This window comes from Ensifer sp. (genome assembly GCF_035999135.1).
GTDB lineage: Bacteria > Pseudomonadota > Alphaproteobacteria > Rhizobiales > Rhizobiaceae > Ensifer.
This window is the reverse complement of record NZ_DASYGZ010000171.1, coordinates 15,429-30,531: the sequence shown is the minus strand read 5'-3', so window position 1 is coordinate 30,531 and position 15,103 is coordinate 15,429. Positions and strand designations below refer to the sequence as shown.

General features: G+C 63.5%; 14 protein-coding genes. 1 reads left to right on the top strand and 13 read right to left on the bottom strand.

Annotation, left to right across the window (positions count from 1 at the left end; translation table 11 throughout):
- Positions 1–2 precede the first annotated feature (2 nt).
- The 10 genes from hutG to phnC form a co-directional block, all read right to left on the bottom strand.
- The gene (hutG, locus tag VGO12_RS22450; protein WP_327514953.1) at positions 3–821 is read right to left on the bottom strand and encodes an N-formylglutamate deformylase; all 819 of its coding nucleotides are present in this window, start codon (positions 819–821) and stop codon (positions 3–5) included.
- A gap of 1 nt (position 822) precedes the next feature.
- Complete coding sequence (hutH, locus tag VGO12_RS22445) at positions 823–2,358, bottom strand: histidine ammonia-lyase (RefSeq protein WP_327514952.1); 1,536 nt, start codon at positions 2,356–2,358, stop codon at positions 823–825.
- Positions 2,355–3,599, bottom strand: a complete 1,245-nt coding sequence (gene hutI, locus VGO12_RS22440) for an imidazolonepropionase (RefSeq protein WP_327514951.1) — start codon at positions 3,597–3,599, stop codon at positions 2,355–2,357. Before hutI ends, hutH begins: the two co-directional genes overlap by 4 nt.
- A 298-nt stretch (positions 3,600–3,897) precedes the next feature.
- Entirely contained in the window at positions 3,898–4,485 is a 588-nt protein-coding gene (phnN, locus tag VGO12_RS22435; RefSeq protein WP_327514950.1) for a phosphonate metabolism protein/1,5-bisphosphokinase (PRPP-forming) PhnN, read from the bottom strand.
- Positions 4,482–5,621: an alpha-D-ribose 1-methylphosphonate 5-triphosphate diphosphatase gene (locus VGO12_RS22430; protein ID WP_327514949.1), complete on the bottom strand. Its 1,140-nt coding sequence runs from the start codon at positions 5,619–5,621 to the stop codon at positions 4,482–4,484. The genes phnN and VGO12_RS22430 overlap by 4 nt, the downstream gene beginning before the upstream one ends.
- A gap of 1 nt (position 5,622) precedes the next feature.
- Entirely contained in the window at positions 5,623–6,330 is a 708-nt protein-coding gene (locus tag VGO12_RS22425; protein ID WP_327514948.1) for a DUF1045 domain-containing protein, read from the bottom strand.
- Between the two features lie 125 nt (positions 6,331–6,455).
- Positions 6,456–7,967: a phosphonate ABC transporter, permease protein PhnE gene (gene phnE, locus VGO12_RS22420; RefSeq protein ID WP_327514947.1), complete on the bottom strand. Its 1,512-nt coding sequence runs from the start codon at positions 7,965–7,967 to the stop codon at positions 6,456–6,458.
- Positions 7,968–7,976: 9 nt separating this feature from the next.
- Positions 7,977–8,939, bottom strand: a complete 963-nt coding sequence (gene phnE, locus VGO12_RS22415; protein WP_327514946.1) for a phosphonate ABC transporter, permease protein PhnE — start codon at positions 8,937–8,939, stop codon at positions 7,977–7,979.
- A 178-nt stretch (positions 8,940–9,117) separates the two neighbouring features.
- Entirely contained in the window at positions 9,118–10,023 is a 906-nt protein-coding gene (gene phnD / locus VGO12_RS22410) for a phosphonate ABC transporter substrate-binding protein (RefSeq protein WP_327514945.1), read from the bottom strand.
- A gap of 86 nt (positions 10,024–10,109) precedes the next feature.
- Complete coding sequence (gene phnC / locus VGO12_RS22405; protein WP_327514944.1) at positions 10,110–10,952, bottom strand: phosphonate ABC transporter ATP-binding protein; 843 nt, start codon at positions 10,950–10,952, stop codon at positions 10,110–10,112.
- A 190-nt stretch (positions 10,953–11,142) separates the two neighbouring features.
- Here phnC and VGO12_RS22400 point away from each other — a divergent pair, with 190 nt between their 5' ends.
- On the top strand, positions 11,143–12,216 hold the full coding sequence (locus VGO12_RS22400) for a 2-dehydropantoate 2-reductase (protein WP_327514943.1): 1,074 nt from the start codon (positions 11,143–11,145) through the stop codon (positions 12,214–12,216).
- A 29-nt stretch (positions 12,217–12,245) separates the two neighbouring features.
- On the opposite strand, the gene VGO12_RS22395 is transcribed toward VGO12_RS22400, so the two are convergent.
- From VGO12_RS22395 to VGO12_RS22385, 3 genes are all read right to left on the bottom strand, one after another.
- The gene (locus VGO12_RS22395; RefSeq protein WP_327514942.1) at positions 12,246–12,626 is read right to left on the bottom strand and encodes a YciI family protein; all 381 of its coding nucleotides are present in this window, start codon (positions 12,624–12,626) and stop codon (positions 12,246–12,248) included.
- 124 nt (positions 12,627–12,750) lie between these two features.
- Complete coding sequence (locus tag VGO12_RS22390; protein ID WP_327514941.1) at positions 12,751–13,878, bottom strand: FAD-binding oxidoreductase; 1,128 nt, start codon at positions 13,876–13,878, stop codon at positions 12,751–12,753.
- A 78-nt stretch (positions 13,879–13,956) separates the two neighbouring features.
- A complete protein-coding gene (locus tag VGO12_RS22385) occupies positions 13,957–14,922 on the bottom strand; it encodes a LysR family transcriptional regulator (RefSeq protein WP_327514940.1) in 966 nt (321 codons plus the stop codon).
- Positions 14,923–15,103 lie beyond the last annotated feature (181 nt).

Below are 15,103 nucleotides of genomic sequence, written 5' to 3'. Positions count from 1 at the left end.
GGTCATGCCTCGCTCCCTGTCTGTCTCTTGAGGTCAAATGCTGTTGTTTCGATGCGGTTCAGAATGGCTTTCAGCGGCTGGCGCAGCAGTGCCGTGCGCGCGGCGTCGAGCGCGAAGGGCGGCTCTTCTGCTGCAAGGTGCGTGGACTGAGCCAGCTCCATCTGGATTGCATGCACGCCGGTCTCCGGACGGCCATAGTGGCGCGTCGTCCAGCCGCCCTTGAAGCGACCGTTGAGGATGTTGGTGTAACCCTCTGCCGATGCTGCGGTTTCGACGACTGCCTTCTCGATGGCCGGCGCGCAGGTCTTGCCCATGTCCGTGCCGATATTGAGGTCCGGCAGCTTACCTTCGAAGAGGAACGGGATGTGCGAGCGGATCGAGTGGCAGTCGTAAAGCACGGCCATGCCGTGGATCGCCTTGACGCGCTCGATTTCGGCAGCGAGGGCTGCGTGATAGGGCGCATGGAACGTCTGGAGGCGTTCGGCGACATCGGCTTCCGTTGGTGCTTGTCCGTCTTGCCAGATCGGCTTGCCGTCGAAATCCGTGTCCGGGATCAGGCCGGTCGTGTTCTGGCCGGGATACAGGCTGACGCCTGCGGGATCGCGGTTCGCGTCGATCACGTAGCGATGGAAGGTGGCGCGAACGACCGTCACGTCCTTCAGCAGGCCGTCATAGAGTTCGTGGATGTGCCAGTCTGTATCGGCGAGGATCCGGCCATTGTCGTTCAACCGGTCCCAGACTGCAGCCGGAACTTCAGTTCCCGTATGTGGAAAGCCGAGGATGACCGGGGACGTGCCTCTCGTGACTTCGAATACCGCCATCTCAGGCCTCCAGACCCGGCAAGATGTTACCGGAGACGGCGGCGTTGAGGCGCCCCGACGCAATGAGGTCGCCGGCGGCCTTGAGATCATCGGCCAGGTAGCGATCCTCTTCGATTGTCGGCGAAACGGCGCGAAGGGCGGCGGCCGCCTTTTGCAGTTCCGGGCTCGTCGTGAGCGGCGCGCGGAACTCGACGCCCTGGACGGCGGTCAGCGCTTCGATGCCGACGATCGAGAACAGGTTCTCGGTCATCAGCAGCAGGCGACGCGCGCCGTGGCAGGCCATCGAGACATGGTCTTCCTGGTTGGCGGATGTCGGGGTCGAGTCGACCGAGGCCGGATGCGACAGCTGCTTGTTTTCCGACATCAGCGCCGCGGAGGTGACCTCGGCGATCATCAGGCCGGAGTTGAGGCCGGGCTTCTTGGCAAGGAAGGCGGGCAGGCCATAGGAGAGGGCCGGATCGACGAGCAGCGCGATGCGGCGCTGGGAGATCGCACCGATCTCGCAGACGGCAAGGGCGATCTGGTCGGCGGCAAAGGCAACCGGCTCGGCGTGGAAATTGCCGCCGGAGACGACGGAATTGTCCGAAAGCACCAGCGGGTTGTCGGTGACGGCGTTGGCTTCGATCTCGAGTGTGCGGGCAACCGAACGCAGGATGTCGAGGCAGGCGCCGTCGACCTGCGGCTGGCAGCGGATGCAGTAGGGATCCTGCACGCGCTCGTCGCCCTCGATATGGCTTTCGCGGATGGCGGAGCCCGCAAGCAACGCCCGCAGGGCAGCAGCGGTATCGATCTGGCCGCGATGGCCGCGCAGCGAGTGAATGTCGGGGTGGAACGGCGCGGACGAGCCCATCGCCGCGTCGGTCGACATGGCGCCGGTAATGAGAGCTGCCTGGGCGGCGCGATGGGCACGGAAGAGGCCGGCAAGGGCTAGTGCCGTCGAGGTCTGCGTGCCGTTGATCAGCGCCAGGCCTTCCTTGGCGGCAAGGACGACCGGCGTCAGGCCGGCGGCGGCGAGTGCCTTGGCGCCAGACAGCCGTTCGCCTTTGTAGAAGGCTTCGCCATGACCCATCATGACCGCCGCCATATGGGCGAGCGGCGCGAGGTCGCCTGACGCGCCGACCGAGCCCTTTTCGGGGATCACCGGGATGACGCCCTTTTCCAGCATCGCTTCGATCAGGCGCACGAGTTCAAGGCGCACACCGGAGGCGCCGCGGCCGAGCGAGACGAGCTTCAGCGACAGGATCAGACGGACGATGTTTTCCGAAAGCGGTTCACCGACGCCGCAGCAATGCGACAGGATCAGGTTTCGTTGCAGTGTCGCGACGTCGGCACTGTCGATCTTGATCGAGGCCAGTTTGCCGAAGCCGGTGTTGATGCCGTAGACCGGCGCATTGCCGGCGACGATTTCGGCGATGCGTGCCGCAGCCTTGTTGATGCCGGCGTCAAAGGTTGGGTCGAGGCGGGCCGGCTCTCCGGTCCAGTAGATAGTTTCGAGGTCGCGAAGGGGCACGGAGCCCGGGTGAAGAATGATGGTCATTGACCGGTCCTTTGCCCACTAAAGATGCGTTCATGAAGCGGATTGAAGCCGATGCGGTAGACGAGTTCGGCCGGGTCTTCGATGTTCCAGATTGCCAGATCGGCCGACTTCCCGACTTCGATCGTTCCTGTTTCCGGGAGAAGACCAAGAGCGCGCGCGGCTTCGCGCGTCGCGCCGGCGAGGCATTCGGCCACCGTCAGTCGGAAGAACGTCGCCGACATGTTCATGGTGAGAAGCAGCGAGGTCAGCGGCGAGGTGCCGGGATTGCAATCGGTGGCGATCGCGATATGGGCGCCGGCGTCGCGCAGCGCCTGGACCGGCGGCAGGTGCTCTTCGCGGAGCGCATAGAAAGCGCCGGGCAAGAGCACGGCGACCGTGCCTGATTTGGCAAGGGCTGCAGCACCTTCGTCGTCGAGATATTCGAGATGATCGGCCGAGAGCGCGCCATAGTAGGCCGCGAGCTTGGCGCCGCCGAGATTGGAAAGCTGCTCGGCATGTAGCTTCACTGGCAGGCCAAGCGCTGTTGCGCGATCGAACACGCGGGCGATCTCGGCGGTCGAAAAGGCAATGCCTTCGCAAAAGCCGTCGACCGCATCCACCAGTCCTTCGGAATGGGCCGCATCGAGCCCGGGCAAAACGACGTCGGTGATGTAGTCGCCATTGCGCCCCTTGTAGTCGGCAGGCGTCGCATGGGCGGCGAGATAGCTGGTGACGATGCGGACTGGACGCAGTGTCTCGAGCTTGCGGGCAGCCCGCAGCATGTTGAGCTCGGCCGTCACGTTCAGGCCATAGCCGGATTTGACTTCGACCGTCGAAACGCCTTCGGCAAGAAGCGTGTCGAGACGCGGCAGGGCGCTTTCGACAAGCTGATCGACCGTCAGCGCATTGGTCGCCTTTACCGAGGAAACGATGCCGCCGCCGGCGCGCGCGATCTCTTCGTACGTTGCGCCTTCAAGCCGCATCTGGAATTCGCGGGCGCGGTTGCCGCCGTGAACGATGTGGGTGTGGCAGTCGATCAGCGCCGGCGTCATCACACGCCCCCCGCAATCGGTCGCTTCCAGCCCGCGGGTGAGGTCGGCAGGCAGGTCCTGCTCCGGTCCCGCATAGGCGATGCGCCCGTCGACGACTGCCACGGCCGCATTCTCGACGAGGCCAAGACCTTCAACGGTTTCGCTCATCGGCAGGAGGCGAACGTTGCGCCAGATGCCGGATGCCTGCTTGCGGGTCGAGAACTGAGTCATGAGGTCGCCTCCACTGGATATAATGTATATACATATTAACCTGTTCCACAAGAGGAAATTTGGGGAGCTTCGGGAAAAGGAAAGGGCGAAGGGGTCGCCCCAATGGGGGCGGTCGCCTGAAAAAATGGGCGTAGAACCCTGATGTAGACCGGTTTTTTTGCCGGGACCGGCCATTGACGGCTCGCAAAAAGAAAGGCTCCGAACCCGTGGGGCGGAGCCTTGAAGGCATGCTTTGGGACGGATGTCGCGAAGCGCGCTCGCGTATCGACGCGCGTCGAGGTCGCGATATCAGGTCACGCTAAGCCGCGTGATCCGCCTTGACGCGCAGGCGTTCGACAACTTCGACGAAGCGATTTCCGGCGACATCCAGCCGGCCGCTGTTGTCGATGATGCTGACGTCGGGGCCGGAGGTGACGTCCGGCGCCTGGCGGCTGAGACGCCGCAGCACCTCTTCCTCGCTCTCGCGGCCACGTTCGGCAAGCCGCTTTGCAAGAACCGGCGTCTCGGCGGTGATGACGACGACGGCGATGTCGCCGAAGGCGTTCCGAAACGCCGGCAGGGCGCCGCGGCTGCCATTGACGATCGCCGTCATGCCGCCTCTAACATGTTCGAGGACGGCGGCGGGAATGCCGTATTTCAGCCCGTGCGCGTCCCAGAAGACGGCGAACGCGCCGTCCTTCTGCATCTCCACGAACTCGTCTTCCGAGACGCTTTCATGCACCTCGCCGCCGGCATCCGAAGGGCGGGTGATGACGCGCCGGACGAAATGCACGTCGTGACAATCGCTAAAGTGCTGGGCGGCAAAACCCATGACACTGTCCTTACCTGCGCCGCTCGGACCGACGACGACGACGAGGGCGCCGCCGCCCTGTAGCTTCGCGCTCATGCGACACGCCGCCCTTCGCGCCAGACCGAGCGCACGACCGGAATACCTTCTTTACGGTGGACACGGGCGATGTCGGCGCGGAGGCCGACTGCGATGCGGCCGCGGTCATCAAGACCGACGGTGCGTGCCGGCGTCGAGGTCACCATCGAAATTGCCTTCGGCAGGTCGATGCCTTCGAGTTCGTCGGAAAGGACGAACGGAGCATGGATCAGGCTAAAGGGTACGTAGTCCGACGACAGCACGTCGAGAACGCCACGCTCGGCCAGGTCCCGGGCGGCGATGTTGCCGGAGTGCGACTTGCCGCGCACGATGTTCGGCGCGCCCATGAGCACGCTGAGGCCAGCGCGGTGCGAGGCTTCGGCCGCTTCAAAGCTCGTCGGGAATTCGGCGAGCTTGATACCGTAGCCGATCGATTCGTCGACATGGGCGACCGTTGCGTCATCATGGCTTGCGATGGTGATGCCGCGCTCGGCGCAGGCTTTGGCAAGCGCGTCGCGGTGAGGAGCGGCATACTGTGCCGACAGTGCCTGCTGGCGCGCGACGAATTTCTCGAATTCGGCGTCCGACAGGCCGCGCTTGGATTTGTAGTAGAGCGTGTACTGGTCCATCGTCTGGAACTGACGCTGGCCGGGAGCGTGGTCCATCAGCGAGACGAGCTTGACCTGCGGGTCGTTCTGGAAGTCCTCGTAGTGGTCGAGCACGTCGGAGGTCGAAACCTCGCAGCGCAGGTGGATCAGGTGGTCTGCGCGCAACCGGCCCTCTTCCTTCGCCCGCGCCAGTGCGTCAGCCATACTGCGCATCTCGCCCTTCTGGAAGCCGCCGTCTTCGTCGGAGCCGAGCCGCAGGCAGTCGAACACCGTGGTGATGCCCGAGGTTACCACCTGCGCGTCATGCGCCTGGATCGCGGCGATCTTCAGCCAGCGCACGCCTGGGCGCGGCGAATAGTGGGCTTCGAGGTGATCGGTGTGCAGTTCGATGAGGCCGGGGATCAGGAAGTCGCCTTCGAAGTCTTCGCCGCTGGCGACCGTTCCTTCGGAGATATCGGCAATCTTGCCGTCGCGGATCAGCACCGAACCGTCGAGAATACTGTCCTCGAGGACGATGCGGGCGTTGGTCAAAACCTGTTCTTTGCTCATCTCATGCAATCTTTCGTTGGGTGTCGCTGCCGAGCGGCAGCAGGGAGCGGACAGTAAAGGGTGCGCCGCGCTCCGGTTCGACGAAGAGCGCGACTGACGTTACGTGAAGCGGCTTGCCGATATGCTCCGCGAAAGTGGTTTCGAGGGCCGAGCGCATGATGCCGCTCGTCTCAGAGGGTACGGGGCCAGTCAGGGTCAGGTGGAACTGAAATTCTTCGAATACATAGGGATAGCCCCATTCCCTGAGGTACCGTCGCTGGCGTAGCGGCAGAGTTTCGGGCTTGCGACGGGCAAAATCCGCGTCGGATAGCGGCGCGCGGAACGGGTCGAAGCGATGGACGGCGTCTTCGGCCAGATCCTGCAGGTCGGCGGACGGGGCGGCCGGCACCAGGGCGAAGAACGGGCCAAGCTGATGCAACACGATCTCGGGGATCTCGAACGGATCGAGGTCTGCGGCGAAGCATTCGAAGATGCTCAGAAGCTCGTCCTCGCTGCGGCCTTCCGCAAGCTCGAAAGGCGCCTTCAGCGTGCCGTGGAAACCGTAGCGCCGCGGGTCGGCGGTCAACGCGCTTTGCGTCGCCTCGTCGATCCCGGCGATTGGCGCCGGGGTAATGTTCTCACCGGTAAAGGCGTCGCGGCCGAGCCAACGAGCCGCCACCTGCGACAGCCGGTCGTCCGCCGGCGGCGCGAAATAGATTGCATAACGCACGGTCTTCACTTTCTTGTCGCGACCGGCCCGCCGGGCGGCGGGTCGATTGTTTGCGGGATGCGATGCGCAGCTAGCCGATTTCCATGACAACATCATGATGGCAGACGCGCAATTCACGCTTCTGGTCAGTGACCCTTGCGTCCGATCAGTCGCGAACGGCACGCGTTCGAGATGCTGTCGAAAATAAAGACAACCAGCAAGATCAGAAGCACCATGTAGGCGACATTTTCCCAGTCGGAGTTGGTGCGCATCGCCTCCCAGAGCTTGAGGCCGATGCCGCCGGCGCCGACCGCGCCGATGATCGTCGCCGAGCGGGTGTTCGATTCCCAGAAATAGAGCGCCTGGCTGGCAAAGACCGGCAGCACCTGGGGCAGAACACCGAAGCGCTGCACGGCAAGCGGGGCGGCTCCGACCGACTTGACGCCCTCTCGCTGCTTGTCGTCGATGTTCTCCAGCGCCTCGGAGTAGAGCTTGCCGAGGGTGCCGGTGTCGGTAAAGAAGATCGCCGAAATGCCGGCTAGCGGTCCCGGGCCGAAGGCACGGGTGAAGAACAGTGCCCAGATGAACATGTCAACCGACCTGAGGAAGTCGAAGAAGCGCTTGACCAGCTGGTTGGTCAGGAAGTTCGGGGTGATGTTGCGGGCGGCGAGGAAGCAGAGCGGGAAGGCAATCAGCGACGCAAACAGCGTGCCGACGAAAGCCATGACCACGGTTTGCAGCAGCTTCGTCCAGACGTCCAAATGCTGCCACTCGGCGTTGTAGAGGATGTTGTTCCAGGCGAGCGACAGGTTGGACCGCGCCGGGTCGATGCGGTCACCGGATGTGATGAGCGATGCGACCTCGCCATAGCTCTTGCCGAAGAAGGGAGAGTTGGTGTCGAACAGGAAGTTTGCCCAGCCAAAGAACCGGTTGCGGACCGAGACCTCGTCACCCTCGACCTCGGCCCAGCCGGTGGTGCCAAAGGCAAGCACGATCTTCTCACCGGGCCGCTTTTGCGTCGCCCAGGCGGGCAGGGCCCCTTGCGGCGTCACCTCATCTGCGCCATCGACGGACATCACCAGCGTATCGCCGCCATGGGTCGCCTTCACGAGGCCATCGGCGATCTCGATCCTGGTCGATCGATCGTAGGTGACGACCACCCGCGTCAGAACCTCTTCCTTGCGGGTTTCGACCCGGCTCTCGGCTTCAGCCGTCGCGGTTTCCCCAAGTGCTGAGCCCGGCGTCATGAAGCTGAAGGACGAACTCGCCTTCGGCCTTGCCGTCTGGGCCGACGCGGGGATTTCGACCTGGCGCGTTACCGTCGCCTTGTCGAGCTCCACCCAGTCCGGATTGGGGTTGGGACCGAGCGGCGAGTTGCGCTGATAGTTGAGGCTCATCGTCCGGTCGGGCGCGACATGGATTTCCGGGCGCACCTCATAGGAGACCCAGTCGGCGAGATAGGTCCCGGCGATGCCCCAGTTGGCGTTGCCGAGCACCTGGCCGATCGAGAAGAACCACCAGCTGAAGATGAGGTAGGCGACGACGCCACCGGTGATCGCCGCGGTGCGTACGCGCTTGGAAGTCGAGGATTTCAGAAGTTCGGGATGGCGGGCCGCGATCGCGTCCATTTCCATCGGGCTCATTCGTGTCGTGGTCATGGCGCGCACCTACTGGGCAAGCTGGAAGGACTGCTCGCCGACGAGGCGGCGGCGAAGCCAGGCGGAAAACTGATCGACGGCAAAAATGGTCGCAAACAGCAGGATCACGATCGCAAGGGTCTTCGCCTGGTGGCCCTGGCCGATCGACAGGCGCAGAAGCTCGCCGATACCGCCGCCGCCAACGGCGCCGATGATGGTCGAGGCGCGCACGTTGATCTCAAGGCGCAGGAGGAAATAGCTGGCGAAGTTGGGCAGGACCTGCGGCACCATGCCGAACCAGACACGCTCGATCCAGTTGCCGCCGGCAGCGCGCAAGCCTTCGTCGGGCTTCATGTCGGCATTCTCGACCACTTCGTAAAAGAGCTTTCCGAGCGCGCCGATGGTGTGGATCGAAACCGCGGCGATCGCCGGAATGGGGCCGAGCGAGAGAATGGCGAGGAAAAAGCCGGCGATGACGACCTCGGGAAAGGCGCGCAAGATTTCCATGACGCGGCGAACGAGGCCGCGGATCCAGGGGTTTGGCATCAGGTTGCGTGCAGCGAAGAAGCAGAGCACGAAGCCCAGTGCCGTACCAATGACGGTGGAGAAGATCGCGATGTTCACGGTCTCCATCATCTTGTGAACATACTCGGGGATGTAGAAGCTCTCGGTCAGGTACAGCCGGCCTTCGGGGTAATTGTACTTGAAGCTACCATCGTCGTAGGGCGAGGGCAGATCGAACATGGCGCGGAAGATTTCCATGCCGTCGCGCGGAGCGAGATCGCCGACGAAATCGAAGAAATGCGGCAAGCGGTCGAAGAACTTTCCGGCGTTGGAATCGTTGGCAAACCAGAGCGAGCCTGAAAGCGCCAGGAAGAGGATGGCGAAGCCGAGCCAGGAATAGAGCCGGCGACGGGAACTCAGTTCCTGCCAGTGACGCTCGATGACGGCGCCGTTGTCGCTCAGTTGCCGCGGGAGCAGGGAAGTGGCCATGATCGTTCCGGCGGATGCCGGCCTCTTGAGCATTCCAGGAAAGCGGCAAACGGCTTTCCGTCAGGACATGCGTGAAAACTAAACGATGGATATGCCAGTAGCCGGATGCCAGGCACGCCCTTCAAACAGTGAAACGCTGGCCGTTTTTGCGGCCAGCGTTCCCATGTGATGCGGTTGATCAGCCGCCGATCGTCGCCTTGCGGGCATCGATGATCGGCTTGTAGAAATCGGAATTGACTTCGGTGTAGCCGGTGAAGTCGCCGCCCTGGATGGCCGAGAAGCATGCAGCGTCGGTCTTCGGCAGGTCGACCATGAACTGCTTGAACTTCGCCTTCATGTCATCGTTCATCGAGGTGCGCACGACGATCGGGCCGTTCGGGATCAGCGGCGACTTCCAGAGCTCGACCAGGTCGTTCATGTCGAGGATGCCCTTGTCGACCATCTTCTTCAGGTTGCCCGAAGTGTAGCCGTCCTTGAACTCGCCGACGCCCGAGCCGAAGGTCGTGCCGGCATCGAACGTGCCCTTGACGACTTCGAGAACGAGGTTTTCGTGACCGCCGCCGAAGCCGGTCTCACCGAAGAATTCCTTCACCGGTGCGCCGATTGCTTCCGGCAGGGTCACGAGCGGGACGAGGTAACCCGAAGTCGAGTCCGGATCGGCGAAGCCGAGCTTCTTGCCCTTCAGGTCTTCGATCTTGGTGATGCCGCTGTCCTTGCGGGCAACCATGATCGAGTGATAGCCGGTCGAGCCGTCGGTCTGGACGGTCGTCAGGATCGGCTCGACGGCGTCAGCCTTGGCGAGGTAGATCTTGGCATAGCCGGAAGCGCCGAGCTCGGCGTAGTCGAGCGTGCCGCCGAGCAGGCCCTGGATAACGCCGTCATAGTCGGCAGCCGGGAACAGCGAGACCTTCTCGACGCCGATGGCGGCCGGCAGCTTGTCGACGAGGCACTGGAAGTTGCGCAGGCGGTCGGCTTCGTTTTCGCCACCGAGGATGCCGATGCGGAATTCCTTGAGGTCTTCGGCCTGGGCATGGCCGATTACAGCGAGGAGCGCGACGGCGCTCAGAAGAGCTTTCTTCAGCATAAGGTTCTCCCGTGTGTCCGGCCTCGCCGGATCCATTTGGGTTGCAAAGAGGTGCCCTTGACGCGGGCTTTCGATCGTGGCGGGCGTCAGATGCCGGCCAGTGCCAGCGGCTTGAGGCCGGCCGATGCCGTTTCTTCCTGCGGTACTGCCGCCGGAATGGTGATGCTGGTGGAGGTCATCGATTCCTCGATGCCCGTGTCGGCGCCGTAGATCTCTGCGACCGCTGCCGCCGTCAGATCCTTGGGCTGCCCGTCGAAAACAACGCGGCCATGCGCCATGCCGATGATGCGTTCGCAGTAGTTGCGCGCCGTATCGAGCGTATGCAGGTTGGTGATGACCGTGATGCCGTCGCGCTCGTTGATGTCGCGAAGCGCATCCATGACGATCTTGGCGTTGAGCGGGTCGAGCGAGGCGATCGGCTCGTCGGCGAGCAGGACCTTCGGTTGCTGCATCAGCGCGCGGGCGATCGCGACGCGCTGCTGCTGACCGCCCGAAAGCGTTCCTGCCGGCTGAAGTGCGGACTGTTCGATGCCGAGGCGCTCGAGCGCGCCGATCGCCATGATCCGCTCTTCGCGGGTAAACATGTTGAGGACGCTGAGCACCGTCGAGCGGTGGTTGAGGCGGCCGAGCAGGACGTTGGTCAGGACGTCGAGGCGCGGCACCAGGTTGAACTGCTGGAAGATCATGGCGCAGTCGCGCTGCCAGGTGCGCAGCGCCGCACCACGCAGCGACGACACTTCCGCGCCGTCATAGGCGATCGAGCCCGACGACAGATCGACGAGGCGGTTGATCATGCGCAGCAGCGTCGACTTGCCGGCGCCGGAGCGGCCGATCACGCCGACCATCTGCCCTTGGGGGATGTCGAAAGTAACCGAACTCACGGCTGTCTTCTTGCCGAACTGGCGGGTTACATTCTTCAACTGAAACATGTCTTGCAGGTCCTCTCACGGGGAGACCGGTCATCGGTATGACACCTGCCTTAGCGGCGCTTCATGAAGGCGAAATGTCAGTTTGTTGTAACTTCTGTTACAGTTCACAGCCGGACGGGCCGCAGAGGGGAATTGCGATGAAAAGCTGGACCATTCGAGCCCGAGTTGGTCGCGAAGAGGATCCGGCAGCATGAGGATCGGAGTCCTGGGGGCAGGCGCCATCGGCGGGTTTGTCGGTGGCTGCCTGCTGGCTGGCAGGGCGGATGTCATCTTCGTCGGTCGTCAGGCGCGTGGCACCGTCTGGCAACAGGATGGACTGCGGCTGACCGATCTTGACGGCCGTGACGACGTCATCGGTCCCGAGCGCATTGCCTATTGCGATACCGTCTCTTCTCTCAGGGGATGCGATGTCGTCCTGGTGGCGGTGAAGTCCGGCCAGACCGCAGACGCCGCCGCATCGCTCTCTCCGGTTCTTGCTGCGGGCACGCCTGTCCTTAGCCTGCAGAACGGCATCGAAAACACCGCAACGCTGAAACGGGTGCTGCCGTCGGCCAAGGTCCTACGGGGGATGGTGCCGTTCAACGTCACCATGCCCGGACCGGCGCATCTGCATCGCGCGACTGAAGGGGAAATCGTCGTCGAGGACGATCCGGCAATGGTCTCGATCGCCCCGTTCTTCAGGGCCGGCGGACTGCCGCTTCAGCTCCGCCACGACATGGAGGCGGTGCAATGGGCCAAGCTGCTGATGAACCTCAACAACGCCGTTAATGCCCTTTCGGGGCTGCCGCTCCGCCAGCAGCTCGGCATGCGTGGCTTTCGCCGGTGTCTGGCGCTCAGCCAGCGGGAAGCGCTTTCGCTGCTTGTCGCGGAGGGCCGCGTCCGGCCCGCGCGGCTAACGCCGCTTCCACCAAGCTGGCTGCCAACGGTGCTTGATCTGCCGGATGGCCTGTTCCGGATGCTTGCAAGCCGGATGCTGAAGATTGACGAAACGGCGCGCTCATCGATGGCGGACGATCTTGCGGCCGGCCGGTTCCCGGAGGTCGACTGGATCAATGGCGAGCTCGTTGCGCTTGCCGCGAAACTCGGTCGATCGGCGCCGGTGAACGCGCGTCTTTGCGCGTTGGTAAAAGAGGCTGCAGCTCACGGCCTGAAACCGTGGCAGCCTGCAGCACTGCTCGAGGAGCTTGAGCGGGTCGCAAGGCCCCTTGCGCAACGGACAGGGGGCCACGCAGTCGAGGTTGGAGACGATCGGGGCGGATCTTAGGAGCGCAGAGCCGGTCGCCCGCGCATGTGCTAGCTGTGCGACCCCTCCAAATTCGCACCCGGTATATAGAGTGCGATCGGCCTGATTTCGTAGATCGCGGTCGGATTGCTCCGGCGAAGGTCGCGCGCCGCAGCGACTGCCGCCTCGATCGTCGGAAAATCGACGACGTAAAGCCCCAGCAATTCTTCCTTGGTCTCGGCAAACGGGCCGTCTGTGACGATCCCCGCGCCCGGGCCGCGAAGCGTGACGGCGCCTTCAGCGGGACCAAGCCGGGCGGCCGGGCCAAAGGCCTTCTGCGCGACAAATCGGTCGTGCACGGCGAGCAGGTCGGACATCAGCGTCGCATCCTCCTCTTCGCTCCAGGATTCGACCACGCCTGCGGTGTGATAAGCCAAGATCGCATAATACATGAACCGTCCTCCCTGACGTATTCGTGTCAGGTTTTGCGGGCCGCTTCAATCCGCTTGCTTGCGTCGTCGGTAGTAGTGCAACCCGGAGCGATCCAGACGCGCGATTGTGCGCCCGGTCCCGGGATCAGGTCCTGAGACGTGCGGGATCGAACATCGAGGCGGAGAGGCCGACTGTCTCGAAACCATCAGGCGCTCCAGCGCCGATCAGCAGATTGGCGGCGAGCGCTCCGAGCGCCGGCGAGGTCAGAATGCCGTAGCCACCCTGGCCGGCAAGCCAGAAGAAATCCGGGCGGTCGCGATCAAAGCCGATGACCGGCAGCCTGTCGGGTGAAAAGCTGCGCATGCCGGCCCAGCTCTTGAAGATCCGGCGCACCGGCACGGTCGTGGCCTCCTCGACAAAGTGGGCGGCCCAGGCAATATCGATTTCCTCGGGCTGAACGTCGGCCGGCTCGCACGGGGTGGCGTCGGCGGGAGACGACAGCAGCCGTCCGCCCTCGGGCTTCATGTAGAAGTCCTCATCGATCTCGTTGATTTCAGGCAACGTCAGCGCGTCGACGCCGTCAGGCAGATCGACGGTGATCGCCGTGCGACGGTGGGGCACGATGCCGATGGGAGCAACGCCGAAGAGTTCGGCGACCGGATCCGCCCAGCCGCCGGCGGCATTGACGACGGTCCCGGCGCTGATGTCGCCGCTATTGGTCGGCAGCACCCAGCGTTCACCGTCCCGCCGTGGAGCGAGCACGTCGCTGCGCTCGATGATTGCAGCGCCGTGCGATCGCGCGCCGCGAACATAACCCTGCAACAGGTTCTCGACCTCGATGTCCCAGAACTGCGGGTCGTAAAACGCGGCCGCAACATAGTCGCGCCGCAGGATCGGCACCCGCTCAATTGCCTCCTCGACGGTCAGGCGCAGCAGTTCGGGATTGGCACGGCTTTCCTCGGCGAAGACCTCCTCAAACCGCGCAACCTTCTCGGCATTGGCGATCATGACGCCGCCCCGCTGCTTGAGCAGCGCCACTTCGGAAAAGCCTTCTGGAGGAGTGTCAAAGAAGTGCTTGGAGATCGCGGCCAGCGCGCAGATCTCCGGCGCATTGTAGCGCAGAACGAATTCGGCGGCCGAACGCCCGGTGCTGTGATAACCGAGACCATCTTCCCGCTCGATGACGACGACGGAACGATGCGGCGCCAGAAAATAGGCGAGCGACAGTCCCGCTATTCCGCCACCGATGATTGCCACGTCGTAATCGCGCATGCCCGTCTCCATCTGCCAATGGCGGGACCATAGGGGCGGGAGTGGCCATGTTCAAATTTATAACCGGAAAGGTGACTATCAATCTTGCTGATGACGTGGCGGGTCGAGGCAATGGTCGAGCGCTTCGGTATCGGCGACGTGGGCGAGGAAGGCGGCCTCGGCCGGATTGAGGATCGCGTTCGGGTTGGAGATCCGGAAGACGTCGGTCGTCGGCAGCTCACTATAGGGTGGCAGCTGCCAGAGCCGACCATCGGCAACCGCGGGGTCTGCGAGATGATCGGGCAGCATGCCGATGCCGACATTGCCCGCAATCAGCCGCATCACCTCTTCGACGTTGCAGGAGACGGCGCGGACCTGCTGGCCGAAGGATCCGACGGCACGCACGGCGGTCACCGAATTCATGTGCTGCCCGCCGAGCACGTCGGCGATAAAGGCGATGTAGGGGTTGCCTCTGAGATCGTTGAAATCGACGCCTTGGGCGCCGAACAGCGGATGCCCGCGGCCGCAGTAGAGCGCATAACGCTCGCGCACGTGGAAGTGCCTGTTCAGCCAATCGGGGATGTTGCCGTCGCAAAGGCCGATGGTGGCCACGTTGCGCTCGACGGCGCTGAGAACGTCCACGGTCGTCGCAACGGTCACCGACAACGTGACCTTTGGGTGCTGTCGGAAGAAGCTCTCGAGCTTCAGGTCCCAGGCGGGATTGTGGGCGTGGCTGACCGAATGGATGTTAAGGTGGCCGGTCACCTCTTCGCCGGCGGTTTCAAGCACGTTCGGCAATCTTATGACCGCGGCGAAGATGTCGCGGCATTGCGCATGCAGGCGGCTTCCCGCGTCGGTCAGGTTGAAACGGCCCGGGCGCCGGTCGATGAGCTTCTGGCCAACGGTCTGCTCCAGCCGCTTCAGCGCCATGCTGACCGCCGGCTGTTGCAAGAGCAACCTGTTTGCCGCCGCCGTGATGCTGCCTTCCTCGACGAGCACGACGAAGGTGCGCAACAGGTTCCAGTCGAGATTGTGGGCGAAACGTTCGAGGCGGTAGTTGGCCATGGGTGCTCGTTGTGTCTCTTCGGCTATCCTGTCCGCATTCTCGCGCTTCAGTCATCGAAACCTCCCAGTCTTGTCGTCATATTTCAGCGTTTTTGCAACATCGCGTACCGCGTCCCGCGCCGTGGTCCATTCCCTGCACGCATGAGGCGGTGCCTCAATTTCGTTTGAAACGGCATGCACC